21 protein-coding genes are annotated in these 25,899 nt (G+C 63.4%); 8 read left to right on the forward strand and 13 right to left on the reverse strand.

Annotation, left to right across the window (positions count from 1 at the left end; all coding sequences use genetic code 11):
* Positions 1-36 precede the first annotated feature (36 nt).
* Both OEG79_RS17495 and OEG79_RS17500 read left to right on the forward strand, forming a co-directional pair.
* A complete protein-coding gene (locus OEG79_RS17495; protein WP_264146211.1) occupies positions 37-2,361 on the forward strand; it encodes a DUF1631 domain-containing protein in 2,325 nt (774 codons plus the stop codon).
* A gap of 9 nt (positions 2,362-2,370) precedes the next feature.
* Entirely contained in the window at positions 2,371-2,703 is a 333-nt protein-coding gene (locus OEG79_RS17500) for a PilZ domain-containing protein (RefSeq protein WP_264146212.1), read from the forward strand.
* Positions 2,704-2,759: 56 nt separating this feature from the next.
* On the opposite strand, the gene ettA is transcribed toward OEG79_RS17500, so the two are convergent.
* The gene (gene ettA / locus OEG79_RS17505) at positions 2,760-4,427 is read right to left on the reverse strand and encodes an energy-dependent translational throttle protein EttA (protein WP_264146213.1); all 1,668 of its coding nucleotides are present in this window, start codon (positions 4,425-4,427) and stop codon (positions 2,760-2,762) included.
* A 478-nt stretch (positions 4,428-4,905) separates the two neighbouring features.
* Between ettA and OEG79_RS17510 the strand changes: the two genes are divergently transcribed.
* Positions 4,906-9,057: an EAL domain-containing protein gene (locus tag OEG79_RS17510; RefSeq protein WP_413247550.1), complete on the forward strand. Its 4,152-nt coding sequence runs from the start codon at positions 4,906-4,908 to the stop codon at positions 9,055-9,057.
* A 158-nt stretch (positions 9,058-9,215) separates the two neighbouring features.
* Positions 9,216-10,469, forward strand: coding sequence for a serine hydroxymethyltransferase (glyA, locus tag OEG79_RS17515; RefSeq protein WP_264146215.1), 1,254 nt, complete (start codon positions 9,216-9,218; stop codon positions 10,467-10,469).
* Between the two features lie 61 nt (positions 10,470-10,530).
* Here the strand turns inward: glyA and OEG79_RS17520 are convergent, their stop codons facing one another.
* On the reverse strand, positions 10,531-11,037 hold the full coding sequence (locus tag OEG79_RS17520; protein ID WP_264146216.1) for a DUF3015 domain-containing protein: 507 nt from the start codon (positions 11,035-11,037) through the stop codon (positions 10,531-10,533).
* 168 nt (positions 11,038-11,205) lie between these two features.
* Here OEG79_RS17520 and OEG79_RS17525 point away from each other — a divergent pair, with 168 nt between their 5' ends.
* Positions 11,206-11,577: a PilZ domain-containing protein gene (locus OEG79_RS17525; RefSeq protein ID WP_264146217.1), complete on the forward strand. Its 372-nt coding sequence runs from the start codon at positions 11,206-11,208 to the stop codon at positions 11,575-11,577.
* Here OEG79_RS17525 and yjiA read toward each other — a convergent pair whose 3' ends face one another.
* The 3 genes from yjiA to radA form a co-directional block, all read right to left on the reverse strand.
* A complete protein-coding gene (yjiA, locus tag OEG79_RS17530; RefSeq protein WP_264146218.1) occupies positions 11,578-12,558 on the reverse strand; it encodes a GTPase in 981 nt (326 codons plus the stop codon).
* A 462-nt stretch (positions 12,559-13,020) separates the two neighbouring features.
* Positions 13,021-13,155, reverse strand: a complete 135-nt coding sequence (locus tag OEG79_RS17535) for a hypothetical protein (protein WP_264146219.1) — start codon at positions 13,153-13,155, stop codon at positions 13,021-13,023.
* Positions 13,156-13,301: 146 nt separating this feature from the next.
* Entirely contained in the window at positions 13,302-14,660 is a 1,359-nt protein-coding gene (gene radA, locus OEG79_RS17540) for a DNA repair protein RadA (RefSeq protein ID WP_264146220.1), read from the reverse strand.
* A gap of 138 nt (positions 14,661-14,798) precedes the next feature.
* On the opposite strand from radA, the gene OEG79_RS17545 reads away from it, so the two are divergent.
* The gene (locus OEG79_RS17545; RefSeq protein WP_264146221.1) at positions 14,799-15,293 is read left to right on the forward strand and encodes a GNAT family N-acetyltransferase; all 495 of its coding nucleotides are present in this window, start codon (positions 14,799-14,801) and stop codon (positions 15,291-15,293) included.
* Positions 15,294-15,330: 37 nt separating this feature from the next.
* Here the strand turns inward: OEG79_RS17545 and OEG79_RS17550 are convergent, their stop codons facing one another.
* The 4 genes from OEG79_RS17550 to OEG79_RS17565 form a co-directional block, all read right to left on the reverse strand.
* Positions 15,331-15,609: a YdcH family protein gene (locus OEG79_RS17550; RefSeq protein ID WP_264146222.1), complete on the reverse strand. Its 279-nt coding sequence runs from the start codon at positions 15,607-15,609 to the stop codon at positions 15,331-15,333.
* A gap of 68 nt (positions 15,610-15,677) precedes the next feature.
* Entirely contained in the window at positions 15,678-15,926 is a 249-nt protein-coding gene (locus tag OEG79_RS17555) for a YdcH family protein (protein ID WP_264146223.1), read from the reverse strand.
* An 86-nt stretch (positions 15,927-16,012) separates the two neighbouring features.
* Positions 16,013-17,566 carry a TerC family protein gene (locus OEG79_RS17560; protein WP_264146224.1) on the reverse strand — a complete coding sequence of 518 codons (1,554 nt, stop codon included), beginning with the start codon at positions 17,564-17,566 and terminating at the stop codon, positions 16,013-16,015.
* 282 nt (positions 17,567-17,848) lie between these two features.
* Positions 17,849-18,625, reverse strand: coding sequence for a ferredoxin--NADP reductase (locus OEG79_RS17565; protein ID WP_264146225.1), 777 nt, complete (start codon positions 18,623-18,625; stop codon positions 17,849-17,851).
* A 68-nt stretch (positions 18,626-18,693) separates the two neighbouring features.
* Here OEG79_RS17565 and OEG79_RS17570 point away from each other — a divergent pair, with 68 nt between their 5' ends.
* Positions 18,694-19,818, forward strand: coding sequence for a methyltransferase (locus OEG79_RS17570; RefSeq protein ID WP_264146226.1), 1,125 nt, complete (start codon positions 18,694-18,696; stop codon positions 19,816-19,818).
* Between the two features lie 27 nt (positions 19,819-19,845).
* On the opposite strand, the gene OEG79_RS17575 is transcribed toward OEG79_RS17570, so the two are convergent.
* From OEG79_RS17575 to OEG79_RS17590, 4 genes are all read right to left on the reverse strand, one after another.
* Positions 19,846-19,995, reverse strand: coding sequence for a DUF2474 domain-containing protein (locus OEG79_RS17575; RefSeq protein WP_264146227.1), 150 nt, complete (start codon positions 19,993-19,995; stop codon positions 19,846-19,848).
* A gap of 9 nt (positions 19,996-20,004) precedes the next feature.
* The gene (cydB, locus tag OEG79_RS17580) at positions 20,005-21,012 is read right to left on the reverse strand and encodes a cytochrome d ubiquinol oxidase subunit II (RefSeq protein ID WP_264146228.1); all 1,008 of its coding nucleotides are present in this window, start codon (positions 21,010-21,012) and stop codon (positions 20,005-20,007) included.
* A 2-nt stretch (positions 21,013-21,014) separates the two neighbouring features.
* On the reverse strand, positions 21,015-22,454 hold the full coding sequence (locus tag OEG79_RS17585; protein WP_264146229.1) for a cytochrome ubiquinol oxidase subunit I: 1,440 nt from the start codon (positions 22,452-22,454) through the stop codon (positions 21,015-21,017).
* A gap of 373 nt (positions 22,455-22,827) precedes the next feature.
* A complete protein-coding gene (locus OEG79_RS17590; protein ID WP_264146230.1) occupies positions 22,828-24,105 on the reverse strand; it encodes an acetyl-CoA C-acetyltransferase in 1,278 nt (425 codons plus the stop codon).
* A 367-nt stretch (positions 24,106-24,472) separates the two neighbouring features.
* Between OEG79_RS17590 and OEG79_RS17595 the strand changes: the two genes are divergently transcribed.
* Positions 24,473-25,828 (forward strand): 3-oxoacyl-ACP reductase, encoded by a 1,356-nt coding sequence (locus tag OEG79_RS17595; protein ID WP_264146231.1) that lies wholly within the window; start codon positions 24,473-24,475, stop codon positions 25,826-25,828.
* Positions 25,829-25,899: the final 71 nt, after the last annotated feature.

Genomic DNA, 25,899 nt, shown 5'->3' on the forward strand with positions numbered 1-25,899 from the left:
GGATGCATCAGCCGACGACGCCAGCCAGGACAGTCCATGAGCAACCAGGACAAGCCCCCCGTTAATCCCAAGGTGGTCAGCCTCGCCAGCCGCGGCATCCAGCCGCGCTTCAGCGATTTGGTGCAAGCCTGCCGCAAGCTGGTGATGAACCGACTGGCGGAGCATCTCAACGGTGTATTCGGCCAGGTCGACGACACCCTGTTCGAGTGCGCGGAAAAAGCCGAGAACAATAAGGTACAGACCCTGTTCTTCGACAGCATGCGTGAAGTTCGCCGTCAGCGTCCGCAGATCGAACGCAGCTATCACCAGAAGATCGCCAGCAACTTCTCCGACTTCCTCGATGGCAAGCTGCAGGATGCGACTGCCGTCCAGGTGGATCCCGAACAATTGTCGCTGGTGCAGAACGAGGATTACGAGGAGACCCTGCAGGTCACCAACATGGTCAGCCGGGTCAAGGCGCGCTGCACTGAGCCGCTGTTCGCCCTGGACCAGCGGCTGGCCCTGCTCAACAACGGCCAGAAGCTCGGCGAGGACAGCAATCCCTTCGGCCCACAGGCCATCGCCCAGGCATTTCGCGACGCGCTGGCGCCCTGCCCCTTCCCGCTGCAGATCAAGACCATTCTCTACATGCTCTTCGACCGGCATGTCATGCAGAGCCTCGATTCGCTCTACGGCGCGCTCAACCAGCGCCTGATCGATGCCGGCGTACTGCCCAACCTCAAATACAGCGCGCAGATCAATCCGGGCGTCAGCCGCCCCGCGCCTACAAAACAGGACGCCCCGGCAAACCGGCAACAGCCGACGGGCAGATCCGGCAGCGCGCCGTCCAGCAGAGAACCGGCGCTGCTCGATCTGGATCTCAGTGCACCGCCGCCGAGTGACCCGAGCGCGCTGTTCAGCGGCCTGTCCAGCCTGCTCGACGAGCATCGCCATAGCCACCCGGATGCCCCACTGCTGGGCGGCACACGCAGCATCGTCAGTTTCGCTCCACGCGAAGCCAGCCGTACCTACAGCGCCAGCGAGCTGCTCGCCGCGCTCAACCGCATGCAGCAGCAGTCGGCCCACGAACTGGCACAGCGCCTGCACAAGCCGCAGGCAGTCGAGGGTCTCAAGGCCGACCTGCAACAACAGCTCGAGTCGCACAGCAGCCTGCCGGGCGACAGCAAGGTGTCCGATCAGGAAGCCGACGTGATCGACCTGGTGGGCATGCTGTTCGACTTCATCCTCGATGACGAGAATCTGCCGGACGCCTGCAAGACCGCACTTTCGCATCTGCACACGCCCTATCTGAAAATCGCCCTGCTGGACAAGGCGCTGTTCACCCAGCACCACCACCCGGCCAGACGCCTGCTCAACACCATGGCCCAGGCCGGAGTGCTCTATGGCAGCGAAGGCGACGAACGTGGCCTGCTGGCCAAGATGCAGTGGGTGGTGGAACGGGTGATCCACGGTTTCAGCGGCGACCTGGGGTTGCTGGACAGCCTGAACGAGGAGTTCAACGAGTACGTCGACACCCTCCGCCACAAGGTCGAGCTGCGCGAACGCCGCGCGGTCGAGGCCGCCAAGGGCCGTGACCGCCTGCTCGGCGCTCGCGAGCAGGCGCAGGAGGTGATTCGGCACTGCGTGGACCAGCGCGACCTGCCGGTGATCATCCGTAACTTCCTCGAACTGACCTGGGCCGATGTCCTGGTCTTCGTGCTGCTGCGCCATGGCGAGCAAAGCGCAGAGTGGCAGCGTGCCTGCGAGGTGGCCGAACAACTGGGCTGGAGCGGCACCCCGCTCGGTGACACCGACAAGCAGCGCCTGCAGGACATACGCGTGCCCATGCTGAGCGATCTGCGCAAGGGCCTGGAACTGCTCGGTGGCTACCACGAAGACGGCATCCGTCGTCTGCTTCAGGACCTGGTAGCCTGCCAGCACGCGGTGCAGGCCAAGCAGCCGCAACTGGCGGCGCAGCTCAAGCCGAACCTGCCGGAAAGCCCGCTGGGCGCCATGCTCGGTGAGGATGCCGACTTGGCCCGGCAGGCGCCGTCACGCAACAAGCTCTCTGCCCGTGCACAGGCCCTGGCCAAGGAGCTGGCCAACGTAGAGTTCGGCACCTGGTTCGAGTTCGTCGAAGGCGACAAGAGCCGCGTGCTCAAGCTTTCCTGGTTCAGCCCGACCACGCATAACTACATGTTCGTCGACAACAGCGGTCAGCGCGTGGCGATCAAGCCGCTGACCCTGCTGGCCAGCGAAATGGAAAAGGGTCTGGCCCGTATCGTCACTCCAGAACGCGCGACCCCGCTGATGGATCGCGCACTGACCGCCATTTACCGTGTGCTGCAGCGTTTCACCGGACGCACAGCCGAACCCCGCTGAGGAATATCCATGGAAGAGCGTCGCCAACACAGCCGCCATGGCACTGATATGCAGCTGGAGGTCTTCGACCTGAACAGCGGCCAGCGCCTTGGCCGTATCGTCGACCTGTCGGCCGATGGCTTCATGCTGTTCAGCGATACGCCACATGCGGCCGATGCCGTACTGCAATGCCGTCTGGTCTGCACCTCGGAAAACGACGAGATTCAGGAAGTACGCCTGGGCGCCGACTGCCTGTGGAGCCGTCCCGGGGCCGATGGCCAGCACTGCTGGGCCGGATTTCATATCATCGACCTGGCCGAGGACCAGGCCAGGGCACTGGAAGCGCTGCTGGCCCGTTTGTAGCAGCACCGGCCACATAAAAAACGGAGCCTGAAGGCTCCGTTTTTTATCCGCCACGCTTACTGCGCGAGCTTCTTGTAGCGCACCCGGTGCGGCTGGGTGGCCGCTTCGCCAAGGCGCTTCTTGCGATCGGCCTCGAACTCGGTGTAGTTGCCCTCAAAGAAAGTCACCTTGCCATCATCCTCATAGGAAAGAATGTGCGTGGCGATGCGGTCGAGGAACCAGCGATCGTGGGAGATCACGATGGCCGAGCCGGGGAAGTCCAGCAGCGCCTCTTCCAGCGCACGCAGGGTTTCCACGTCGAGGTCGTTGGACGGTTCGTCGAGCAGCAGCACGTTGCCGCCCTGTTTCAGGGTCAGCGCCATGTGCAGACGACCGCGCTCACCACCGGAAAGATCCTTGACGAACTTCTGCTGGTCGGCGCCCTTGAAGTTGAAACGACCGACGTAGCCACGCGACGGCACCTCATAGTTGCCGACCTTGATCATGTCGAAACCATCGGAGATCTGCTCCCACACGGTCTTGCTGCCGTCGAGCATGTCACGGCTCTGGTCGACGCTGGCGATCTGTACGGTTTCGCCGATCTCGATGCTGCCGGAGTCCGGCTGCTCCTTGCCGGTGATCATGCGCAGAAGGGTCGACTTACCGGCACCGTTGCCGCCGATCACTCCGACGATGGCACCTTTCGGAATGCTGAAGGACAGGTCGTCGATCAGCACGCGGTCGCCGAAGGACTTCGACACGTTGTGGAAGTCGATGACCTTGTCGCCCAGACGCGGACCAGCCGGGATGTAGATCTCGTTGGTTTCGCTGCGCTTCTGGAATTCCTGCGACTGCATTTCCTCGAAGCGTTGCAGACGCGCCTTGGACTTGGCCTGACGGGCCTTGGCACCCTGACGCACCCACTCCAGCTCCGCCTTCATCGCCTTGGCGTGCGACGCCTCGGCCTTGGCTTCCTGGGCCAGACGGTTGGCCTTCGATTCCAGCCAGCCGGAGTAGTTGCCCTCGTAGGGGATACCGTGGCCACGGTCGAGTTCGAGAATCCAGCCGGCTACGTTGTCGAGGAAGTAACGGTCGTGGGTAATCGCCACCACGGTGCCCGGGAAGTCGTGCAGGAAGCGCTCCAGCCAGGCCACAGAGTCGGCGTCCAGGTGGTTGGTCGGTTCGTCCAGCAGCAGCATGTCGGGTGCCGACAGCAACAGGCGGCACAGCGCCACGCGACGCTTCTCGCCACCGGACAGGTGCTCGATCTTGGCGTCCCATGGCGGCAGACGCAGGGCGTCGGCGGCGACTTCCAGCTGACGCTCCAGGTTGTGACCATCGGCAGCCTGCAGGATGGCTTCCAGCTTGGCCTGCTCGGCGGCCAGCGCGTCGAAGTCGGCATCCGGCTCGGCGTAGGCGGCATAGACCTCGTCGAGGCGCGCCTGGGCCTGCTTGATCTCGCCTACGGCCTCCTCGACCACGTCGCGCACCGTCTTGCTCGGATCAAGCTGAGGCTCCTGCGGCAGATAGCCGACCTTGATGCCGGGCATCGGACGGGCTTCACCGTCGATCTCGGTATCGACACCGGCCATGATGCGCAGCAGGGTCGACTTACCTGCGCCGTTGAGGCCGAGCACGCCGATCTTGGCGCCCGGGAAGAACGACAGGGAAATATCCTTGAGAATTTCACGCTTCGGCGGGACGACCTTGCTGACCCGATGCATGCTGTAGACGTACTGAGCCATGGAAAACCTGACTGGTGAGAATAAAGGGCTGGAAATGGCGGGCCTTGCAGATACTGCGAGAACGTTGCGAGTGAAACACTGCAACGCCGCAGTCCAGCAGGCGGCAAACTCTGGCGCCTGTCGGCCTGGCCGCCGCGTTAGCGGCTGCAGGCAATCTTTCATCGGGCCTGCAGCGGGGCGTTGGCAGAGACCTTAGCCCCTGCCGGAGCGAACGCCAAGTACCGCGCGGACAGTTCACGCGCGCGGCGCAAAGCTACCGCAATGTACGTGACAGGGCAAACCTACACTCGTCGGCACAGCTGGCACTTGGCCAGTTTTACAGGCATTCTAGCCGACCCGCGCGAGCACAGGCCTGTTCGCACGCCCCGAAGCCCACGATAGATCAGCGCCGGCTGCAGGTTCACAGAACGTGTCGACCCTCTCCTCCCTGCCTTCATCCTCTCCGGGCGAATCGCGCGCACCGAGACGTCGTGTAGCGCTGAGGCGCGCACTGGTAGCGCTGGTTCTGGCGATCCTGGGGGTGCTGGCCTGGCAGCTGACGCAGCAATATCACCAGTTGCTCGACAACCAGAAGCAACTGAGCCGGAGTTATGCCGGCCAGTTGGCCAGGCACCTGAGCCTGAACATGCGTCTCAAGGCGCAGGCAGGCCAGGCGATGCTGCAAAACGCCCCCGAGTACGGCAGCGACAGCAGCGACGTGCTGGAGAGACTGCGCAGCATATTTCCAACGCTCGGCAGCATGGCCTGGCTCGATGCCAACGGGCAGTTGCTGGCCGACAGCGCCAGCGAATCGCGTGACCTGAGCTTCATTCGCAACCTGCAGCAACGCAGCGGCTCGGAACCCTATCACTTCGCCTTCAGCGCACTGGATGGCGGAGCTCTCTACCTGCTGTTGCGCCAGCCCGACGGCAGTCAGCGCGTCCTGCGCATGCGTGCCAATGCGCTGCGCAACTGGCTGCGCGAGCAACATCAGAGTGAGTACCGCTGGTTGCTCGAAGACCTGCTGAGTCAGCGAGTCATCGTCCGCGCCGATGACCTGCAACAAGGGGTAGAAAGCATCGCTCCGGTTACCGCAGCGGAACAGGCGCAAAGCCTGGAACTGATTGCCCTGCCCGGCAGTGACTGGCGACTGCGCGCACTTCTCGACAGTGACCGCGTCGGCAACGCGCTGATGCCGACCCTGGCCGGCAAGTTTCTGCTGTTCGCGCTGTGCAGCCTGCTTACCTTGCTGGCCCTGTACGGGCTGCAACGCGAGCAACGTCGCCTGCAACACCTGAATACCGAATCGCGCCGCTCGCTGCGTCAGGCCGCCAGCGCTCTCGGCGCCATCGAAGAACGCGTTCTGGTTACCCAGGCCGATGGCAAGTTGCGCTACCTGAACCCGCAGGCCGAGTCACTGCTTGGTCTCAGCAGCGAAGCGGCCTGGGACATGCATCTGCTGGACCTGCTGCCGGACCTCGACCCCCTGCTGCTCAACAGCCCGCAACCGATCATGGATCTGGGCCCCGAGCTGGTCAGAGTAGAAAGCGAGGGACGCGTGCGCCTGTTCGCCGTGACCCGCAGCGACATCAGCGAAACCGGTCACCAGGCCGGCTATGTCTGGGTACTGCGCGACGTGACCGATGAACAGCAGGCCATGCGCGTGCTGCAGGAAACCCGCAGGCGCTATCAGGACATTTTCGAGGGCACTGGCGTGGCCCTCTGCGTACTCGATCTATCCGGCGTGCGCGACCTGCTGCTGCGGCACAAACTGCGTGACAGCGCAGGCCTGCAGCGTTGGCTACGAGCCAATGCCGAGCATCAGGAGCTGCTGATCGAGCAACTGCGGATGACCGAGGCCAACCAGGTCGCGCTCAATCTGCTCGGGGTGAAGACCATCGAACAGGCCTGGCAGCAGTTGATCGATAACGGCCCGATTCAAGCGGATGACCTGCGCTATCGCCTGGCCGTGGCCGTGCTCGAAGGCCCCAATCTGGTGGAGCTGGAAACCCAGCTGGTCACCGCGCAGGGACTGCAGCGTCACGTCTGGCTGGTACTGCGCCTGCCGGAAATGATCCAGGACTATCAGGCCGTTACCCTGAGCATCAGCGACATCACCAGCCGCAAGCGCATCGAACTGTCGCTGATCGAGCGTGAGCGCTTCTGGTCGGAGGTCGTGCGTTCGGTGCCCGACCTGCTTTACGTCCATGACATGCAGAACAGCCAGGTGCTGTTCAGCAACCACAGCCTTGGCCTGCAGCTGGGCTACAGCGAGACCGAGCTGCGCGCCATGCGCGAGGATTTCTGGGTGCAGGTGCTGCATCCGGACGACGCCGAATACTACTGGCGTATCCGCAACCTGCAGAAAGTGGTCGGTGATGGCCTGTTGCTCGAATCCGTGGTGCGCTGGCGCCATCGTAACGGTCAATGGCACTGGTTCAGCATCCGCGAGCAGGCTCTGGCGCGCGATGACCGCGGCCGCGTCAGTCGTCTGATCGGCGTGGCCAAGGACATCACCGAACAGATCGAACGCAACCAGTCACTGCGCGACAGCGAGCAGCGCTACCGCCTGCTGGCCGAAAGCATCAGCGATGTGATCTTTTCCACCAACAGCGCGCTGAATCTCAACTACGTCAGCCCTTCGGTCGAGCCGGTGCTGGGCTATTCCGTCAACTGGGTGATGGCCAACAGCTTCTACAGCCTGGCGGCCAATCCACAGCAACTGAACGGACTCCATCTGCTGCTCGAACGCATCCGCGATGCGCTCGGCGAACGCGACCGTCTCAATCGTCTGCGCGATGAGCTGCCGGATCAGCTGTTCGTCTTCGATTGCCTGCGTGCCGACGGCCGCAAGATCCCGGTGGAACTGCGCCTGGTGCTGATGTGGGACGAGAACGGCAGCTTCGAAGGCATCCTCGGTGTGGGCCGCGACATCAGCCAGCAACGCCGTGCAGAAAAGGACCTGCGCATGGCCGCCACGGTATTCGAGCACTCCACGGCGGCGATTCTGGTGACCGATCCGGCCGGTTATATCGTGCAGGTCAACAAGGCATTCAGCCGCGTCAGCGGCTATTCGGCCGGCCAGGTGCTCGATCAGCTGCCGAGCATGCTCACCGCCGACCGCCAGCAGGCCACTCACATGCAGTACATCCTCAGCCAGCTCAACCAGCGCGGCAGCTGGGAGGGCGAGGTCTGGCTCAAGCGCAGGGATGGCGAGAACTTCCCGGCCTGGGTCGGCATCACCGCGGTGCATGACGAGGAAGGCGATCTGGTCAGCTACGTGAGCTTCTTCAGCGACATCAGCGAACGCAAGGCCAGCGAACAGCGTATCCACCGCCTGGCCTACTACGATGCACTGACTCACCTGCCCAACCGCACCCTGTTCCAGGACCGCCTGCACAGTGCCCTGCAGCACGCCGAGCGGCACGACGAGTGGGTGGTGCTGATGTTCCTCGATCTCGACCGCTTCAAGCCGATCAACGACTCCCTTGGCCACGCCGCCGGCGACCGCATGCTCAAGGACGTGGCCGTGCGGCTGTCTGCCTGCGTCGACGGCGACGACACCGTGGCACGCATGGGCGGCGACGAGTTCACCCTGCTGCTGCAGCCGCGCACCACCCGTGAGGGCGCACTGAATCGCGCCATTCATGCCGCCGAACAGATTCTCTCCAGCCTGGCCCGCCCGTTCGTCCTCGAAGGCCGCGAGTTCTTCGTCACCGCCAGTATCGGCATCGCCCTTGCCCCGCAGGACGGCAACGAGCTGAGCCAGCTGATGAAGAACGCCGACACGGCCATGTACCACGCCAAGGAACGCGGCAAGAACAATTTCCAGTTCTACCAGGCCGACATGAACGCCAGCGCCCTGGAGCGCCTGGAGCTGGAGAGCGATCTGCGCCACGCCCAGGAGCAGGGCCAGTTCGTGCTGCACTACCAACCGCAGTTTTCCAACGACGGCCGCCGCCTGACCGGTGTGGAGGCGTTGCTGCGCTGGAACCACCCGACCCGCGGCCTGGTGCCGCCGGATGAGTTCATCCCGGTACTGGAAGAGCTCGGCCTGGTGGTGCAGGTCGGAGAATGGGCGCTGGAGGAAGCCTGCCGCCAGCTCAAGACCTGGCACGATGAAAAGATCCGCGTCCCCAAGATCTCGGTCAATCTGTCAGCCCGCCAGTTCGCCGAAGGCGATCTCGCCTCACGCATTGCCGCCATTCTGAGCAGAACGGCGGTGGCACCAGCCTGCCTGGAAGTGGAGCTGACCGAAAGCATCCTGATGCAGGACGTTTCCAGCGCCATGCAGACTCTCGGCGAGCTCAAGCGCCTCGGGCTGTGCATTGCCGTGGACGACTTCGGCACCGGCTACTCGTCGCTGAACTACCTCAAGCAGTTCCCCATCGACGTGTTGAAGATCGACCGCAGCTTCGTCGATGGCCTGCCCGATGGCGAGCAGGACGCACAGATCGCCCGCGCCATCATCGCCATGGCGCACAGCCTGAACATGATGGTGATCGCCGAAGGCGTGGAAAGCCATGCCCAACTGGAGTTCCTGCGTGAGCACGGCTGCGACGAGGTACAGGGTTACCTGCTCGGCAGACCGATGCAGGCGCGCCAGTTCAGCACCCAGTTCGGCGGGGCGGCACTGCTCATGCCCAGCTAGGCAGGCACCTGAGCGCGCCAAGGCCGCAGCCAAGGCGGCTCGACCTCGCATGAAGGCATTTTGTCAGGCCCATGACCGACCTTCATATGCCTGAATGCGACCTTTGCGGTAGAATCCGCCCCCTCTTTCAACCGCCCAGCTGATTTCAGGGGACCGCCATGTTCAGCCGTGATTTGACCCTCGCTCGTTTTGACGCCGAACTCTTTGCCGCGATGGAGCAGGAAGCCCAGCGCCAGGAAGAGCACATCGAGCTGATCGCCTCGGAAAACTACACCAGCCCGGCGGTCATGGAAGCCCAGGGCAGCGTGCTGACCAACAAGTACGCCGAAGGCTACCCGGGCAAGCGCTACTACGGTGGTTGCGAGTACGTCGACGTGGTCGAGCAGCTTGCCATCGACCGCGCCAAGGAGCTGTTCGGCGCCGACTACGCCAACGTCCAGCCGCACTCCGGCAGCCAGGCCAACAGCGCCGTGTACATGGCCCTGCTCAACGCCGGCGACACCGTACTGGGCATGAGCCTGGCCCACGGCGGCCACCTGACCCACGGTGCCAGCGTCAGCTTCTCCGGCAAGATCTACAACGCCGTGCAGTACGGCATCACCGACGCCGGCCTGATCGACTACGACGAAGTCGAGCGTCTGGCCGTCGAGCACAAGCCGAAGATGATCATCGCCGGCTTCAGCGCCTATTCGCAGGTACTGGACTTCCCGCGCTTCCGCGCCATCGCCGACAAGGTCGGTGCCTACCTGTTCGTCGACATGGCGCACGTGGCAGGCCTGGTCGCCGCCGGCCTGTACCCTAACCCGGTACCGTTCGCCGACGTGGTCACCACCACCACTCACAAGACCCTGCGCGGTCCGCGCGGCGGCCTGATCCTGGCGCGCAAGAACGAGGAGCTGGAGAAGAAATTCAACTCCGCAGTATTCCCGGGTGGCCAGGGCGGCCCGCTGGAGCATGTCATCGCCGCCAAGGCCGTGTGCTTCAAGGAAGCGCTGCAACCCGAGTTCAAGGCCTACCAGGCTCAGGTGATCAAGAACGCCCAGGCCATGGCCCAGGTGTTCATCAACAACGGCTACGACGTCGTGTCCGGCGGTACCCAGAACCATCTGTTCCTGCTCTCGCTGATTAAGCAGGACATCACTGGCAAGGATGCAGACGCCGCCCTGGGTCGCGCCTTCATCACCGTGAACAAGAACAGCGTACCGAACGATCCGCGTTCGCCGTTCGTCACCTCCGGCCTGCGTATCGGCACCCCGGCAGTGACCACTCGCGGCTTCAAGGAAGACGAATGCCGTCAGCTGGCGGGCTGGATCTGCGAAGTGCTGGCCAACATCGGCAACGACGAAGTCGAAAGCCGCGTGCGTGAGCAGGTCAAGGCGCTGTGCGCCAAGTTCCCGGTCTACGGCAACTGAGCTTCAGGCTGAAACGAAGAAGCCCGCCAATTGGCGGGCTTCTTTTTGCCTGAAACTTGCCTCAGGCAGGTTGTTTCACGTAGCGCGCCAGCTGCGCGTCGCGGCTCATCACATCGAGGGTAGCGGCCAGTACCTGTTCGCTGGTGGCATCAGCCTGGCTGAAGATGGTGCCGAAGTTCTCGTGAGTGACCTTGGCGAAATGTGCACGGTCCTTGGCCTCGACACCCAGCAGAGTGGCATAGGCGTCCAGAGCTTCGCCCTGGCCCATTGCCATGTCTTCGGCGATGGAGTCGAGCATGCCATTCATGGCCAGCATCGAGCGGCCGTTGTAGCCCAGTGCACCACTGGTGTCACAACCGTTGGTGCCGGAGGTCATGCCGAAGGTGGCGTTGCCCGAGGTACCGTTGGTGGTGGTAGCCAGAATGTGCGGTGCAAAACCGCGCTGACCTTCGAACAGCATGTTGCCCCAGCCGCAGCCATTGCCGCCGGCCGCGTCGGCAAATGCCCCAGCGCTGGCCATGCTCAACAGGCCGAAGACCAAACCTTTACTCAGCAGTCGCTTGCTCATTTTTGTTGCTCCGCAATATCGAGTAATTAAAACCGCATAAGGATCTTTAGCGAGACTTGCTCGCCTGTCAAACCTGATCCCTCTCTTTCATGCAACATCACACAATTCGAGACTGCCAACAGCCGCCTTGGCTATAGTGTTGGGAGACCTGCAGACCGGAGTTCGGGAATGAGTGATACAGCCAACGAGCGTCGCCGTTTTCAGCGCATCGCCTTCGACGCCCCCACCGTGCTCGTACAAGGCGGGCGAAGCTGGCCGGCGGTGCTGCACGACCTGTCGCTCAAGGGCCTGATGGTGGAGACGCCGGCCGGCTGGAATGCCGATCCGGATCAGCCGTTCGAGGCGCAGATCCAGCTCGGCGACGAGGCAAGGGTGAAGATGGAAGTCCTGCTGACCCGCACCCAGGCCGGCTATCTAGGCTTCGTCTGCCGCCATATCGACCTGGACTCGATCAGCCACCTGCGTCGCCTGGTCGAACTCAACCTGGGCGACGAGGCTCTGCTGGAGCGGGAACTTGCCGCCCTCGGTGAACAGCCCTGATCAGGCCCGCCCGAGCACTTCGGCGAAACCCTGACGGATTTCGTCTTCGGGCAGATCGTCGCCAATGAATACCAGCACGCTTTCGCGTACTTCGTCCGCCGCCCACTGAGCATCCCAATCGAAGCTGTAGAGTCGCAACACACCCTGGAACACCAGGCGACGCGGCTCGTCCGCCACCGCAAGCACACCCTTGTAGCGCAGCAGCGCATCACCGAAGCGCGCCAGCAGGCCTTCGATGAACGCACTCAGGCGCTCCGGATCCACCGGCTCGCGGCTCTCCAGCACCAGCGTGCGAATGCGGTCAGGTGTTTTCGCGACGGGCTTCAACGGACGCAGGATCAGGCCACGAGCCGGCGTGGGATCAAGTTCGAAACCATGCAGATCGAGCAATGCAGCCAGATCGATGCGACCATGTTCGACCCGCTGAATCGGCGCGCGCCGGTTGATGCGCTGCAAGCGGGCGCGCAACGCCTCGACGCTGGCTGCATCGGCCAGGTCGGTCTTGCTCAGCAGGATCAGATCGGCGAAACCGACCTGGGCCTGGGCGATGGTCTCGCTCAGGTGACGCTCGGCGTTGACCGCATCGACCAGAGTGACGATGCCGTCGAGACGGTAGCGGGCGCCCAGTTCTTCTGTGGCGAAGAAGGTCTGCGCTATCGGTGCCGGGTCGGCCAGGCCTGTGCACTCGATCACCAGACGGTCGAAAGCCAGCTCACCGCTGTCGAGCTTGTCCAGCAGCAGAAATAGCGCCTTCTCCAGCTCGACATGGATCGAGCAGCACACGCAGCCATTGGCCAATGTCACCAGTTTCACCGGTTCGTCGCCGAGCAACTGGCCATCGATCGGCGCAGCACTGAATTCGTTCTCGATCACCGCCAGGCGCAGGCCGTGCTCGGCCTTGAGCATGTAGCGCAACAGCGTGGTCTTGCCGGCACCGAGAAAACCGGTGAGCACGGTGACAGGGATGGGCGACTGGGGCATTCGATACATCCTCGAAATATGGCGGCGAACCTGCGTGCCGCCCATAGACGAGCGCGCCACGACGAGCGTGGCGTGAGGGCAGCTGACAGATGATGATCACGCAGAGGCGTGCACAGCCTCCACGATAACGCGCTTGCCGACATTCCCGAAAGAACGTCTCGCAGCCATTACCGGCTGATCCGGATGTTTGCCAGCCATCTGTTCCCTGCAGGGAATTCCCCCCATGCGGGCATACCTGGGGCACGAGTCGGAATTGCTCCTCGCGAACCTCAGGTGCTGGTGATGCAGCTCAGGGGCTGAACAACGAGACCAAGGCGTACAGGCTGGCGAACAACGTGATCAGGGTGAAAGCAGCGTCTGAACACTTGCCGCAAGCTGGAGATCGATAAGCCCGCCGCCCTGATGTCTCATGCCATGGAGCATGGAGGGACAGCGGAGCCAGGCGTTCGCCCGGGGCAACCGTCAGCGCAGTCGGTCGCTGCTGTTGCGGCTCTGTCGACGGGCCTTGACCCGCTGACGCTCCTTGGCTGCCGCTTGCTCGCGACGGGGAAGATCGACCTGGAAGGATTTGGCGAAAATATCGAAGAACAGAAACACGGTGTAATACCCAGGGTTTGGGGGATGTGCGCAGTTTACTCCAATGTTAGGCAGCTAACTATCGATTCAGATCAATGGTTGTCTACCGACGCGCCCGACAGAACGTCGCAGCAGCGCAGAAGAAAGCCCCCAGCGCCGCCTGATGACTATTCGAACAGCGCATCCAGCGCCTGCTCCAGACGGGTGACTGCGATGATCTGCAAGCCGGCCGGAGCCTCCTTCGGCGCATTGCCCTTGGGCACGATGGCACGCTTGAAACCGTGCTTGGCTGCCTCCTTGAGACGCTCCTGGCCGCTCGGCACGGGGCGGATTTCGCCGGACAGACCGATCTCACCGAACACCAGCAGGTCGTGCTGCAGCGGCTTGTTGCGCAGACTGGAAATCACCGCTGCCATCAGCGCCAGGTCCGAGGCTGTCTCCAGCACCTTGACCCCGCCGACCACGTTAAGGAACACGTCCTGGTCGTAGGTCGGGATGCCACCATGGCGATGCAGCACCGCCAGCAGCATGGCCAGACGGTTCTGGTCCAGACCCAGGGTGACGCGCCGCGGGTTGGCCAGGTGACTGGTGTCGACCAGCGCCTGAACCTCCACCAGCATCGGCCGCGAGCCCTCCCAGGTGGCCATCACCACGCTGCCGGGCACGGCCTCCTGGGCACGGGTGAGGAAGATCGCCGAAGGGTTGGAGACTTCCTTGAGACCCTTGTCGGTCATGCCGAACACGCCCAGCTCGTTGACCGCACCGAAGCGATTCTTTACCGCCCGCAACAGGCGCAGGCGACCGTCGGACTCGCCCTCGAAATACAGCACGGTGTCGACCATGTGCTCCAGCACGCGCGGGCCGGCCAGCGCGCCTTCCTTGGTCACGTGGCCGACCAGGAAGATCGCCGTGCCGCTCTGTTTGGCGAAGCGCACCAGCAATGCCGCACTCTCGCGCACCTGAGCGACGCCGCCCGGAGCCGACTGCAACTGCTCGGTGAAGATGGTCTGTATCGAGTCGATCACCATCACCTTGGGTTTTTCCTGACGCGCGGTGGCAATGATCGACTCGATACAGGTCTCGGTCATCACCTTGAGCCTGTCCTGCGGCAGGTCGAGACGGCGCGCACGCATCGCCACCTGCTGCTGCGACTCCTCACCGGTGACGTACAGCGCCGGAAAGCGCTGGGCGATATTGCACAGGGTCTGCAGCAGAATGGTCGACTTGCCGATGCCAGGATCGCCTCCGATCAGCACCACCGAGCCGTCGACCAGGCCACCACCAAGCACACGATCCAGCTCACCGGAAGCCGTGGAAAAACGCGGAATTTCCTCGACACTGACTTCAGCCAGGGTCTTGATATTGGCCTTGTCACCGGCCCAGCCAGTACGGCCACTGGGCGTAGCCCCCTCGACCACGGTTTCCACCAGCGTGTTCCAGGCTCCGCACTCACCACACTGCCCCGCCCATTTGGGAAAGGTGGCGCCGCACTCGGTGCAGCCGTACATGCGTTTTGCCTTGGCCATGAAGGTCGTCCTGCCGGTTTGACTGAGGCCGAAACGATACCGAACAACTGGATAAATTTACAGACCCGACAAGGCGCGCTACTCAGCCGGCAGACACGCGAGGATAATTGCTCCATCACCCTCGGAAGACCACGCACCATGCACATCGAACTGGTTCCCACCACCCAGGAGCAGCAGTCCCTGATCCGCAACCTCTACCAGTTCTATTCCTACGACAGCTCGGACTGGGAAGAGGAAGACGTCGAAAGCGACGGCCGCTTCTACATCCACGAAGAGCATCTGCAGCGTTACTGGCAGGATCCGGGCTGGAGCGCCAACCTGATCCTGGCCGACGGCTTCATCGCCGGTTTCCTGCTGATCGAACGCAGTGAACTGCCGGGTATCGATGCCCCGGAATTCGCCGATCTGTTCATTCTCAAACGCTATCGTCGCCAGGGCATCGGGCGCGCCCTGGTGCACCAGCTGATGGGTGGCGGCAGCACCTGGCTGCTGCGTTTCTACCGCCAGGACGAGGTGACACTGGCCTTCTGGCAGAAACTGCTGGACGAGTTGCCGAGACCGCCGATGGCGGTCTGGACGGAAGAGGAGACGGATGGGTTGCTGACCTATCTGATCAACCCACCCGTGCATTGAGTCGCTTCAGAGATAAAGCCTGCTGCGTGCGCCCCGCTCAGCCGCGGCAACCGTTGCCACATCCGCAGCACTGACCGGCTGCCCGCTTGAGCTGGCGGGCCAGTTCGTCCTTGAGCGCAACGCGATTGAGTTTCAGGGCACCGAGAGCGACATCGCCGAGCAGCTCGATGCCGTCTTCGATACGACAGATGCGCTTGTCCAGCGCTTCGTATTCCTCGGCCTGACGGGCGAACTGTTCATCGCTCTGACGCAAACGCTGCAGTTCGCCGCGCAGTTCGGGGAAGTCATTAACCAGCGGGTGATGGTCGACGTGCATGGTGGAGCCTCTGACAGGGAAGATGGCCCCAGCCTAGCCGCACACCTCGCTCCCTCATTTGATCCGGATCAAGCAGGAGCCGCCTTGTGCAGCAGCTCGGCGATCTCATCCTTGAGGCCGACCCGCTGCAGCTTGAGCCCCTGCAGGATCAGATCATCGACCGCCTCACGGCCGTCCTCGATTGCGTAGATACGCTTGTCCAGCACATCGTACTCGCCGGCCAGACGCGAGAAGTTCGGGTCGCTTTGCATCAGCTTGCGCAACACTTCAGCTTGCTGCGGAAACTCGCGAATCAGTGGATGGTGTTCGAGCGGCATGAGAGAACCTCCGTTGGCATACCCCCATCAGCCTAGTCCAGCCCTGCGCAATCGCTATGCGGGACATCGCCGAAGCCCCCGCCCCCTCACACGCCGAGCGGCACCAGCAATACCTTGCTGACCCGACGATCTTTCACCTCGGTCACGGTCAGGCGCCACCCTGCATGCTCCAGTTGGTCGCCGATCACCGGCAGGCGGTCTAGCAGGCTCATGGCCAGGCCGGCGACAGTCTGGTAGTCCTCGCTCGGTGGCGCGGCAAAACCCAGGCGATCACGAACCACGGCCAAGTTGAGCGCACCATTGACGCGCCAGCCTCCTTCGGCCTGTTCGATTTCCGGACCGTCCACCTCACTGGCGTCTGGCAGTTCGCCGGCAATGGCTTCGAGAATGTCAGTCAGCGTCAGCAGTCCTTCGAAACCGCCGAACTCGTTGACCACGAAAGCTACGTGAGTCGAGGCCTGGCGCATCTGTTCCAGGGCACTCAGTACCGATACGCCATCGGGCAGGTTGATCGGTGCACGCACCAGGCTTTCGATATCAGGCTGCTCGCCCTTGAGCAGTTCCTTGAACAGCTCCTTCTTGTGGATATAGCCCAGCGGCTCCTCGGGTTTCGAGGCACGCACCACGACCAGGCGCGAGTGCGGCGAATCCAGCAATACCCGATGAATCTTCTCCATCGGAGCTTCCAGGTCGATGCGATCGACCTCCATACGGTCGGTCATCACCTTACGAATCGACTGTTCGGCCAGGCCCAGTACGCCGCGAATCATCACCCTCTCGCGGCGGTCGAACAGCTGAGTCTCGCTGGGCTCGTCACCAATCAGATCCGCGATGTCTTCACCCACTTCGTCGGCCTGTATCTTGCCACCAAGCAGACGCAGTACCGCGTGGGCGGTACGCTCACGCAGACCACGCTCGCCCTGCAGGCTACGCTTGCGACGCGAACGGGCGACCTGGTTGAACACCTCGATGAGAATAGAGAAGCCGATGGCCGCGTACAGGTAGCCCTTGGGAATGTGGAAACCCAGGCCTTCGGCGGTCAGGCTGAAGCCGATCATCATGAGGAAGCCCAGGCACAACATGATCACCGTCGGGCGCGCGTTGACGAAGGCGGTCAACGGCTTGCTGGCGACGATCATCAGGCCGATGGAGATGATCACCGCGATCATCATCACTTCCAGATGCTCGACCATACCAACGGCGGTGATCACCGCATCCAGCGAGAACACCGCGTCGAGCACGATGATCTGCGCCACCACCGGCCAGAACCTGGCATAGGCGCGCGTGCCGCCATGCTGGTGCGTGCGGCCTTCGAGGCGCTCGTGCAGCTCCATGGTGGCCTTGAACAGCAGGAACACACCACCGAACAGCATGATCAGGTCACGGCCGGAGAAGGACTTGCCGAACACGTCTATCAGCGGATCGGTCAGCGTCACCAGCCAGGCCATGCTGGCCAGCAGGCCCAGGCGCATGATCAGTGCCAGGCTCAGGCCTATCACCCGCGCACGATCACGCTTCTCGGGCGGAAGCTTGTCGGCGAGGATAGCGATGAACACCAGGTTGTCGATGCCCAGGACGATTTCCAAGACGATGAGGGTCAACAGGCCTAACCAGGCCGTCGGATCAACGATCCATTCCATTTAGCGTGCAGCTCTCTCTAGAGGAAAACCAAGGCAGCCAAAAGCATCGCGCAAGCCTGCTACAGGCACGGGAATGCTCGACTGACGGAAAGAATGTGCAGCGCGGGGCTGCCGGAAGAATCGACGCTGGGAGACGTCGTCTCGATGATGTGTCGCCCCCAACCGTACTGGCGAGGGCGATCGACTACTGTCGCTGTCCATGAAGACCGAACGATGAAAAACAGACCGCAGACTGTACTGGAGCGCAGGACACCTCGAAAGTCGTCACTTTGTTACCAGTTCTTACCAGTAATTCTCGACCGCGACCTGACCTGGCCGCCGTGTCAGGCTTAGGTTCAGCCCCCGTATTTTCAGACGCTGGCGAATGTCGTCGATCATCTGCGGGTTGCCGCAGATCATCACCCGCGAATGCTCGGGCGTCAGTTGCAGGCCCGCGGCGCGCTCCAGTTCGCCGCTATCGAGCAGTTCGGTGATGCGTGCCCGCAGGCAGCCGGGGGCCGCTTCGCGGGTGACCACCGGCAGATAGGTGAGCTTGTGGACGAACTCGGCCAGGTGCTCCTGCTCGCCGAGGCCGAGGATCAGCGGCTGGTAGGCCAGCTCGGCGAGGCTGCGGGCGCTGTACACCAGCACGATGCGCTCGAAGCGCTGCCAGGCCTCGAAGTCCTGCAGCATCGACAGAAACGGCGCGATGCCGGTACCACTGCCCAGCAGCCACAGGTCGCGGCCATCGACGAAGCGATCCAGGGTCAGGTAGCCGGTGGCCATCTTCTCCACCAGCAGCGTGTCGCCTACCCGCAGGCGGCTCAGTTCGCTGGTGAACTCGCCACCCGGCACGACGATGGAGAAGAACTCGAGAAACTCGTCGTGCGGCGCCGACACCAGCGAATAGGCGCGCCAGACGATGCAGCCGCTGGCCTTGCGCACGCCGAGCCGGACAAACTGCCCGGCGCGGAAGCGAAAGCCCGGGTCGCGTGTGCAGCGCAGGCTGAACAGGCTGGGCGACCAGACGCGCACCTCGGTCAGCGTCTGACGAGTGAACTTGTCGTCACTGGCGGTCATAATTCCCCCTTCGTTGCATTCACAGACAGTCTCGCGCAATCCACGCCCGACAAACACCGACGGTTTCCATGCCTATTCTCACCACGCCCTTTGCCGCGCTCGACCTGATTCGCCAACCCGAGCAGCGGAACGAGCCGCTGCAGGCCTTCGACGCCGCCGACGAATACCTGCTGGCTCATGTGCATGAACAGGGCATCGGCGCGGACAGCCGCCTGCTGGTGCTCAACGACGGCTTCGGTGCCCTCGCCTGCTCGCTGGCCAGTCACTGTCAGGTCGTCAGCAGCGGCGATTCGCATCTCGGCCATCTGGCCCTGCAAAAGAATCTGCTTCGCAATGGTCTGACGGCCGAAAAGGTGCGCTTCGTGCCGGCCAGCGAAACCGCGCAGGGGCCGTACGACTGGGTGCTGATCCGCGTACCCAAGACCCTGGCGCTGCTGGAGGAACAACTGATTCGCCTGCACGGCCAGTTGACGCCAAACGCGCGTGTGGTGGCAGGGGCGATGATCAAGCACCTGCCGCGCGCCGCCGGCGACCTGCTGGAAAAATACATCGGCCCGGTGCAGGCCTCGCTGGCGGTGAAGAAGGCGCGCCTGCTGCTCTGCACGCCCGAGAACAAGGCTGCGCCCGTCTCGCCCTACCCCACCCGCTACCGTCTGGACAAACCGGCACTGGAACTGATCAACCATGCCAACGTGTTCTGCCGCGATGGTCTGGACATCGGCACTCGCGCCTTTCTGCCACACCTGCCGCGCCATCTGGACGCACGCCGCGTCGCCGACCTCGGCTGCGGCAATGGCGTACTGGGCATTGCCTACGCGCTGGGCAGCCCGCAGGCCGAGCTGACCCTGGTGGACGAGTCATACATGGCCGTGCAGTCGGCCCAGCAAAACTGGCGTGCAGCGCTCGGCGACCGCCCGGTGACGATCCGCGCCGACGACGGTCTGGCCGAACAGCCGGCCGACTCGCTGGATCTGGTGCTGTGCAACCCGCCGTTCCACCAGCAGCAGGTGGTCGGCGACTTCCTCGCCTGGCGCATGTTCCAGCAGGCCCGTGCGGCGCTGGTCAGCGGCGGCGAACTGTGGATCGTCGGCAACCGCCACCTGGGCTATCACGCCAAGCTGGCGCGTCTGTTCCGCAGCGTCGAGCAGGTGGCGGCGAACCCGAAGTTCGTGGTGCTCAAGGCACGCAAGTAGCTCGATATTTCAAGTCGCACGCCGGGCTCAGCCCGGCGTGCCCAACCCTGCCGCGCTCATGAACTGACGCAGCAGCCAGGCCACCGCGCCGAGGCTCAGCACGCTGGCCGTCCAGATCAGCACCAGCCAACCCAGACGCTGCCACAGGGGTTTCTTCTCAGGTTCGACCTCGGTCATGTCCGCACCTCAGTGATAACCATCGTCCTGGGTGACCTTGCCGCGGAACACGTAGTAGCTCCAGGCGGTGTACATCAGGATGAAGGGGATGATCAGCAGTGCACCGACCAGCATGAAGCCCTGACTCTGCGGCGGTGCGGCAGCCTCCCAGATGCTGATCGACGGCGGGATCACGTTCGGCCACAGGCTGATGCCCAGGCCACTGTAGCCAAGGAAGATCAGTACCAGAGTGAGCAGGAACGGCGAGTAGTTGCGGTTGACGGCCACCGCGCGCAGCAATGCGAAGGTACACAGCAGCACCAGCAGCGGAACCGGCATGAACCAGAACAGGTTGGGCAGGCTGAACCAGCGGTCGGCGATGTCCGGGTGCGCCAGCGGCGTCCACAGGCTGACGATACCGGTCACCGCCAGCACCACGAACACCAGTGGCCGCGCCAGGTCATGCATCTGCTGTTGCAGGCGACCCTCGGTCTTCATGATCAGCCAGGTACAGCCAAGCAGCGCATAGGCGGCGATCAGTGCCAGGCCACAGAACACCGAGAATGGCGTCAGCCAGTCGAAGGCGCCCCCGGCGAAGCTGCGGTCGACCACCTCGAAGCCATCGATATAGGCGCCCAGCGCTACACCCTGGCAGAAGGTCGCGGTCAGCGAGCCGCCGATGAAGGCCTTGTCCCACAGGTGGCGTTTGGCTGCCTTGGCCTTGAAGCGGAACTCGAAGGCCACGCCACGGAAGATCAGCCCCAGCAACATCAGGATAAGCGGCAGATAGAGCGCGTCGAGCACCACCGCATAGGCCAGCGGGAAGGCGCCGAACAGGCCTGCGCCACCCAGCACCAGCCAGGTTTCGTTGCCGTCCCACACCGGTGCCACGGTATTCATCATCACATCGCGCTCACCCTCGTTACGGACGAAGGGAAAGAGGATGCCGATGCCCAGATCGAAGCCATCCATCACCACGTACATCATCACGCCAAAGGCGATGATCACCGCCCAGATCAGCGAAAGGTCGATACCCATGTTCAGCTCCTCTCCGGCAAGGTGTCGGTTTCACCATCTTCCAGGCCCTCTTCGGCAGCCGACAGCGGACGCGCCGGCGTACGCGGCTGGCCAGGCCCACCCTCGGAGGTATCCTTGCCCTCGTCGATCTGCGGCCCCTTGCGCACCAGGCGCAGCATGTAACCGATCCCCGTACCGAACAGCACGAAATACACCAGCACGAACAACGTCAGGGTGAAGCCCAGCTGCTCGGCACTGTGCCCGGACGAGGCGTCGGCGGTGCGCATCAGGCCATGCACGATCCACGGCTGACGGCCAATCTCCGTGGTGTACCAGCCGGCTAGGATGGCGATGATCCCGCTCGGGCCCATCCACACTGCCAGGTGCAGGAAGGGCCGGCAGCTGTACAGTCGCTCGCCGCGACGCAGCCAGGTGCCCCACAGGCCGGTGAGGATCATCAGCAGCCCCATGGCAACCATGATGCGGAAGGTCCAGAAGACGATGGTGGAGTTGGCGCGGTCTTCCGGCGGGAAGTCCTTCAGCGCCGGCACCTGCTGGTCCAGGCTGTGGGTCAGGATCAGGCTGCCGAGCGCGGGAATCTCCACCTTGAAGCGGGTTTCCTCACGCTGCATGTCCGGCAAGCCGAAAAGGATCAGCGGGGTCGGTTCATCGCCGACATTCTCCCAGTGGCCCTCGATGGCGGCGATCTTCGCCGGCTGGTACTTGAGGGTGTTGAGGCCGTGCAGATCGCCGATGAAGGCCTGCACCGGCGCCACCAGCAGCGCCATCCACAGCGCCATCGACAGCATCTTGCGGATCGCCGGGTTGTCGCGGCCGCGCAGCAGGTGCCAGGCCGCCGAGGCGCCGACGAAAAAGGCGGTGGCAAGGAAGGCCGCGGTGGCCATGTGCGCCAGTCGATAGGGGAACGACGGGTTGAACACCACGGCGAACCAGTCCACCGGAATCACCCGGCCATCGACGATCTCGAAGCCCTGCGGGGTGTGCATCCAGCTGTTGGACGCGAGAATCCAGAAGGTGGAAATCAGCGTACCGATGGCCACCATCACCGTGGAAAAGAAGTGCAGAGTCGGCCCGACACGGTTCCAGCCGAACAGCATGACGCCGAGGAAGCCCGCTTCGAGGAAGAACGCGGTGAGCACCTCGTAGGTCAGCAGCGGCCCGGTGATGGCGCCAGCGAAGTCGGAGAAGGCACTCCAGTTGGTACCGAACTGATAGGCCATGACCAGTCCGGAGACCACCCCCATGCCGAAGTTGACGGCAAAGATCTTCGACCAGAAGTGATAGAGATCGCGGTACAGCGTATTGCCGCTCTTCAACCACAGGCCTTCGAGCACCGCCAGGTAGCTGGCCAGGCCGATGGTGATGGCCGGGAAGACGATGTGGAAGGAGATGGTGAAGGCAAACTGGATTCGGGCGAGATCGAGTGCCTCTAGGCCGAACATGTCACATCCTCATTCAGGGTTATTTCGGCCCCAACACGCAAAGCCGATCCATAGACTCCAGTTGTTGGAGTCAAACGAGCTGAAATTGTTCTTGTTGAAGTGATCTGCAGCCGAATGACGGCCGAGCAAAGCTGCGGAAAAGACGCATTGATCTGGATCAATGCGTACTGAAAGACTAGCCGCTAAAGCCCCGGCCACCGCTGTGGTGTATTGCCGCGCGACAGGCCACCACAGCGCGGCGCAATGCCGCGTGAGCATGGGCAGTTACAGAGGTGGGAGCAAAAAAAGGGCGGCCACGCATCATGCGGGCCGCCCGAGTCACGGAGTTGCTTACATCGAGTGACCGCGATGACTTGCGATCACCCGTATTGGATTACCGTTCGAGGATCGCAGTCACACCCTGACCGCCTGCGGCGCAGATGGAAATCAGACCGCGCCCCTCGCCAGCCACGGCAAGCAGCTTGGCCAGGTTGGCGACGATACGCCCGCCAGTGGCGGCAAATGGGTGTCCGGCCGCCAGCGAACTGCCCTTGACGTTCATCCGCCTGCGGTCGATGGCGCCCAGTGGCGTGTCCAGGCCCAGGCGCTCCCTGCAGTACTCGGCGTCCTCCCAGGCCTTGAGCGTGCACAGCACCTGGGCGGCGAAGGCTTCGTGAATCTCGTAGTAGTCGAAGTCCTGCAGGGTCAGCCCGTTGCGCGCCAGCAGACGCGGCACCGCATACACCGGTGCCATCAGCAGGCCCTCCTTGCCCTGGACGAAATCCACCGCTGCCGCCTCGCCATCGCGCAGGTAAGCGAGCACCGGCAGGCCGCGGGCTTTGGCCCATTCCTCGCTGGCCAGCAGCACCACCGAGGCACCATCGGTCAGCGGCGTGGAGTTGGCCGCCGTCAGCGTGCCGCGCGGACCGCGCTCGAAAACAGGCTTGAGGCTGGCCAGTTTATCGGCGCTGATATCGGGGCGCAGATTCTGGTCACGGGTCAGACCAAGGAAAGGCGTCATCAGGTCATCGTGCCAGCCCTCGGCGTAGGACGCTGCCAGCTTCTGGTGGCTGGCCAGCGCCAGCTGATCCTGCTCGTCGCGCGGGATGGCCCAGTGCTGCGCCATCAGCTCGCAATGCTCGCCCATCGACAGACCGGTGCGCGGCTCGCCGTTGCGCGGAATGTGCGGTGCCAAATGCCGCGGGCGAATCTTCAGCAGGCTCCTGATCTTGTCGCTGGTGCTCTTGCCGCGGTTGGCTTCCAGCAGAATCTGGCGCAACCCTTCGTTGACGCCGATGGGGGCGTCGGAGGTGGTGTCGACGCCACCGGCGATGCCGCAGTCGATCTGCCCCAGGGCGATCTTGTTGGCCACCAGAATCGCCGCTTCCAGGCCCGTACCGCAGGCCTGCTGCAGGTCGTAGGCCGGGGTTTCCGGCGCCAGACGCGAGCCCAGCACGCATTCGCGGGTCAGGTTGAAATCCCGCGAATGCTTGAGCACTGCACCGGCCACCACCTCACCGAGGCGCTCGCCATGCAGGTTGAAGCGTTCCACCAGGCCTTCGAGGGCGCTGGTCAGCATCTGCTGGTTGCTCGCCCTGGCATAGACGGTATTGGAACGGGCGAACGGAATACGGTTGCCGCCTACGATGGCGACCCGGCGCAACTGGGCCATGAGAACTCCTTGCTGGTCGAATGAGCAGAATCGAGCGACGAACTATTGTCCGTCAGCCGGTTCCCAGAAACATGAGACGCAGAATCTGTTAACGATCTCGCGGGATGGAGCCATACGAGACAAAAACAGACGAGGGCGCTCGGTTTAGGAGCTGCAAAGAGCAGCCCGAGACTGTTTTTAACGTAAAGGGCCGACGTGCAGCAGGTCGTAAACAGGTTCTGACACTTTAGCCTGACCGTACAGGCTAAACCTCGAACACGCACGAACATTGGCCACCTTGGCGGCGCATGAGGCAACAGAGTCAATTGCGCTTTGCCTGTCGCCGCGTACAGTGACACGACTTTCGATTCGCCCGCAGGAGACCTTCATGTCCGACCGTTATCTCGCCTTCGCCAACTCCTCCGCCGGCCGCCGCCTGGTTGGCGCACTGGGCCTGCCGGCGCCGGTACGCCTGGAGCGCTGGATGGCCGGCCGCGTGAGGCCGGTGGAGGGCGCCCTGCTGCTGGGTGGTGACGGTGACCTGCTCAAGGCCGTGCGGCCCTTCGCCAACAAGCTCACCGACCAGTTGTTCGCCGCACGCGATGGCCAGCTGGAATTGCCACGCTGGACCGCCGAACACGGCCCGAAACTCAAGGCGCTGGTTTTCGATGCCAGCCAGCTGACCCGCTTCGAACAATTGATCGAGCTGCGCGATTTCTTCCAGCCTGCTCTCAGGGGGCTGGCCAACAGCCCGCGCGTGGTGGTGCTGGGCCGTGCGCCCGAATCACTCAAGGACCCTGTGGCCGCCAGCGTGCAGCGCTCGCTGGAAGGGTTCACCCGCTCGCTGGGCAAGGAAATCCGCCGCGGCGGCAGCGTGCAGCTGCTGTATGTCGGCAAGGGTGGCGAGCAGCAGCTGGAGGGTGCGCTGCGCTTCTTCCTCTCGCCGAAGAGCGCCTATGTCTCCGGCCAGGTACTGCGCCTGGGGGCCTGTGACGAACAGGTCAAAGACTGGACGCGCCCGCTGGCCGGCAAGAAGGCGCTGGTTACCGGCGCCTCGCGTGGTATCGGCGCCTCCATCGCCGAAGTGCTCGCGCGTGACGGCGCCGAGGTGGTGCTGCTCGACGTGCCACAGGCTGCCGAAGCACTGCAGGCGCTGGCCGCGCGCCTGGGCGGGCAGGCGCTGACCCTGGACATCTGCGCCGAGGATGCACCGCAACGCCTGATCGAGGCACTGCCCGAAGGTCTGGATATCGTCGTGCACAACGCCGGCATCACCCGCGACAAGACCCTGGCGAAGATGAGCGACACATTCTGGAACTCGGTGATCGACGTCAACCTCAAGGCGCCGCAGGTACTGACCCAGGCACTGCTGGATGCCGACAAGCTGCACGACAACGGTCGCGTGGTACTGATCGCTTCGATCAGCGGCATCGCCGGCAACATGGGCCAGACCAATTACGCGATGAGCAAGGCCGGCGTGATCGGCCTGGCTCAGGCCTGGGCACCGGCCCTGGCGAAGAAAGGCATCAGCATCAATGCCGTGGCGCCAGGCTTTATCGAAACCCAGATGACTGCGGCCATCCCGCTGGGCATTCGCGAAGCCGGCCGGCGCATGAACTCCATGAGCCAGGGGGGACTGCCGCAGGATGTCGCCGAAGCCGTGGCCTGGTTCGCTCAGCCTGGTTCGGGCGCGGTGACCGCGCAGGTACTGCGCGTATGCGGGCAGAGTCTGCTGGGCGCCTGAGATAGCGGAGCTGGTGGGCTGAAGCGGATCGCCGCCCGCCCCCTACGGTTACAGGCGAGTGAATCTGTGTG

This window comes from Pseudomonas sp. Z8(2022) (assembly GCF_025837155.1).
Taxonomy (GTDB): domain Bacteria; phylum Pseudomonadota; class Gammaproteobacteria; order Pseudomonadales; family Pseudomonadaceae; genus Aquipseudomonas.

Coding starts and splice junctions, on each gene's coding strand:
- OEG79_RS17495 (WP_264146211.1), top strand. CDS start 37: ATGAGCAACCAGGACAAGCCCCCCGTTAATCCCAAGGTGGTCAGCCTC.
- OEG79_RS17500 (WP_264146212.1), top strand. CDS start 2,371: ATGGAAGAGCGTCGCCAACACAGCCGCCATGGCACTGATATGCAGCTG.
- ettA (WP_264146213.1), bottom strand. CDS start 4,427: ATGGCTCAGTACGTCTACAGCATGCATCGGGTCAGCAAGGTCGTCCCG.
- glyA (WP_264146215.1), top strand. CDS start 9,216: ATGTTCAGCCGTGATTTGACCCTCGCTCGTTTTGACGCCGAACTCTTT.
- OEG79_RS17520 (WP_264146216.1), bottom strand. CDS start 11,037: ATGAGCAAGCGACTGCTGAGTAAAGGTTTGGTCTTCGGCCTGTTGAGC.
- OEG79_RS17525 (WP_264146217.1), top strand. CDS start 11,206: ATGAGTGATACAGCCAACGAGCGTCGCCGTTTTCAGCGCATCGCCTTC.
- yjiA (WP_264146218.1), bottom strand. CDS start 12,558: ATGCCCCAGTCGCCCATCCCTGTCACCGTGCTCACCGGTTTTCTCGGT.
- radA (WP_264146220.1), bottom strand. CDS start 14,660: ATGGCCAAGGCAAAACGCATGTACGGCTGCACCGAGTGCGGCGCCACC.
- OEG79_RS17545 (WP_264146221.1), top strand. CDS start 14,799: ATGCACATCGAACTGGTTCCCACCACCCAGGAGCAGCAGTCCCTGATC.
- OEG79_RS17550 (WP_264146222.1), bottom strand. CDS start 15,609: ATGCACGTCGACCATCACCCGCTGGTTAATGACTTCCCCGAACTGCGC.
- OEG79_RS17555 (WP_264146223.1), bottom strand. CDS start 15,926: ATGCCGCTCGAACACCATCCACTGATTCGCGAGTTTCCGCAGCAAGCT.
- OEG79_RS17560 (WP_264146224.1), bottom strand. CDS start 17,566: ATGGAATGGATCGTTGATCCGACGGCCTGGTTAGGCCTGTTGACCCTC.
- OEG79_RS17565 (WP_264146225.1), bottom strand. CDS start 18,625: ATGACCGCCAGTGACGACAAGTTCACTCGTCAGACGCTGACCGAGGTG.
- OEG79_RS17570 (WP_264146226.1), top strand. CDS start 18,694: ATGCCTATTCTCACCACGCCCTTTGCCGCGCTCGACCTGATTCGCCAA.
- OEG79_RS17575 (WP_264146227.1), bottom strand. CDS start 19,995: ATGACCGAGGTCGAACCTGAGAAGAAACCCCTGTGGCAGCGTCTGGGT.
- cydB (WP_264146228.1), bottom strand. CDS start 21,012: ATGGGTATCGACCTTTCGCTGATCTGGGCGGTGATCATCGCCTTTGGC.
- OEG79_RS17585 (WP_264146229.1), bottom strand. CDS start 22,454: ATGTTCGGCCTAGAGGCACTCGATCTCGCCCGAATCCAGTTTGCCTTC.
- OEG79_RS17590 (WP_264146230.1), bottom strand. CDS start 24,105: ATGGCCCAGTTGCGCCGGGTCGCCATCGTAGGCGGCAACCGTATTCCG.
- OEG79_RS17595 (WP_264146231.1), top strand. CDS start 24,473: ATGTCCGACCGTTATCTCGCCTTCGCCAACTCCTCCGCCGGCCGCCGC.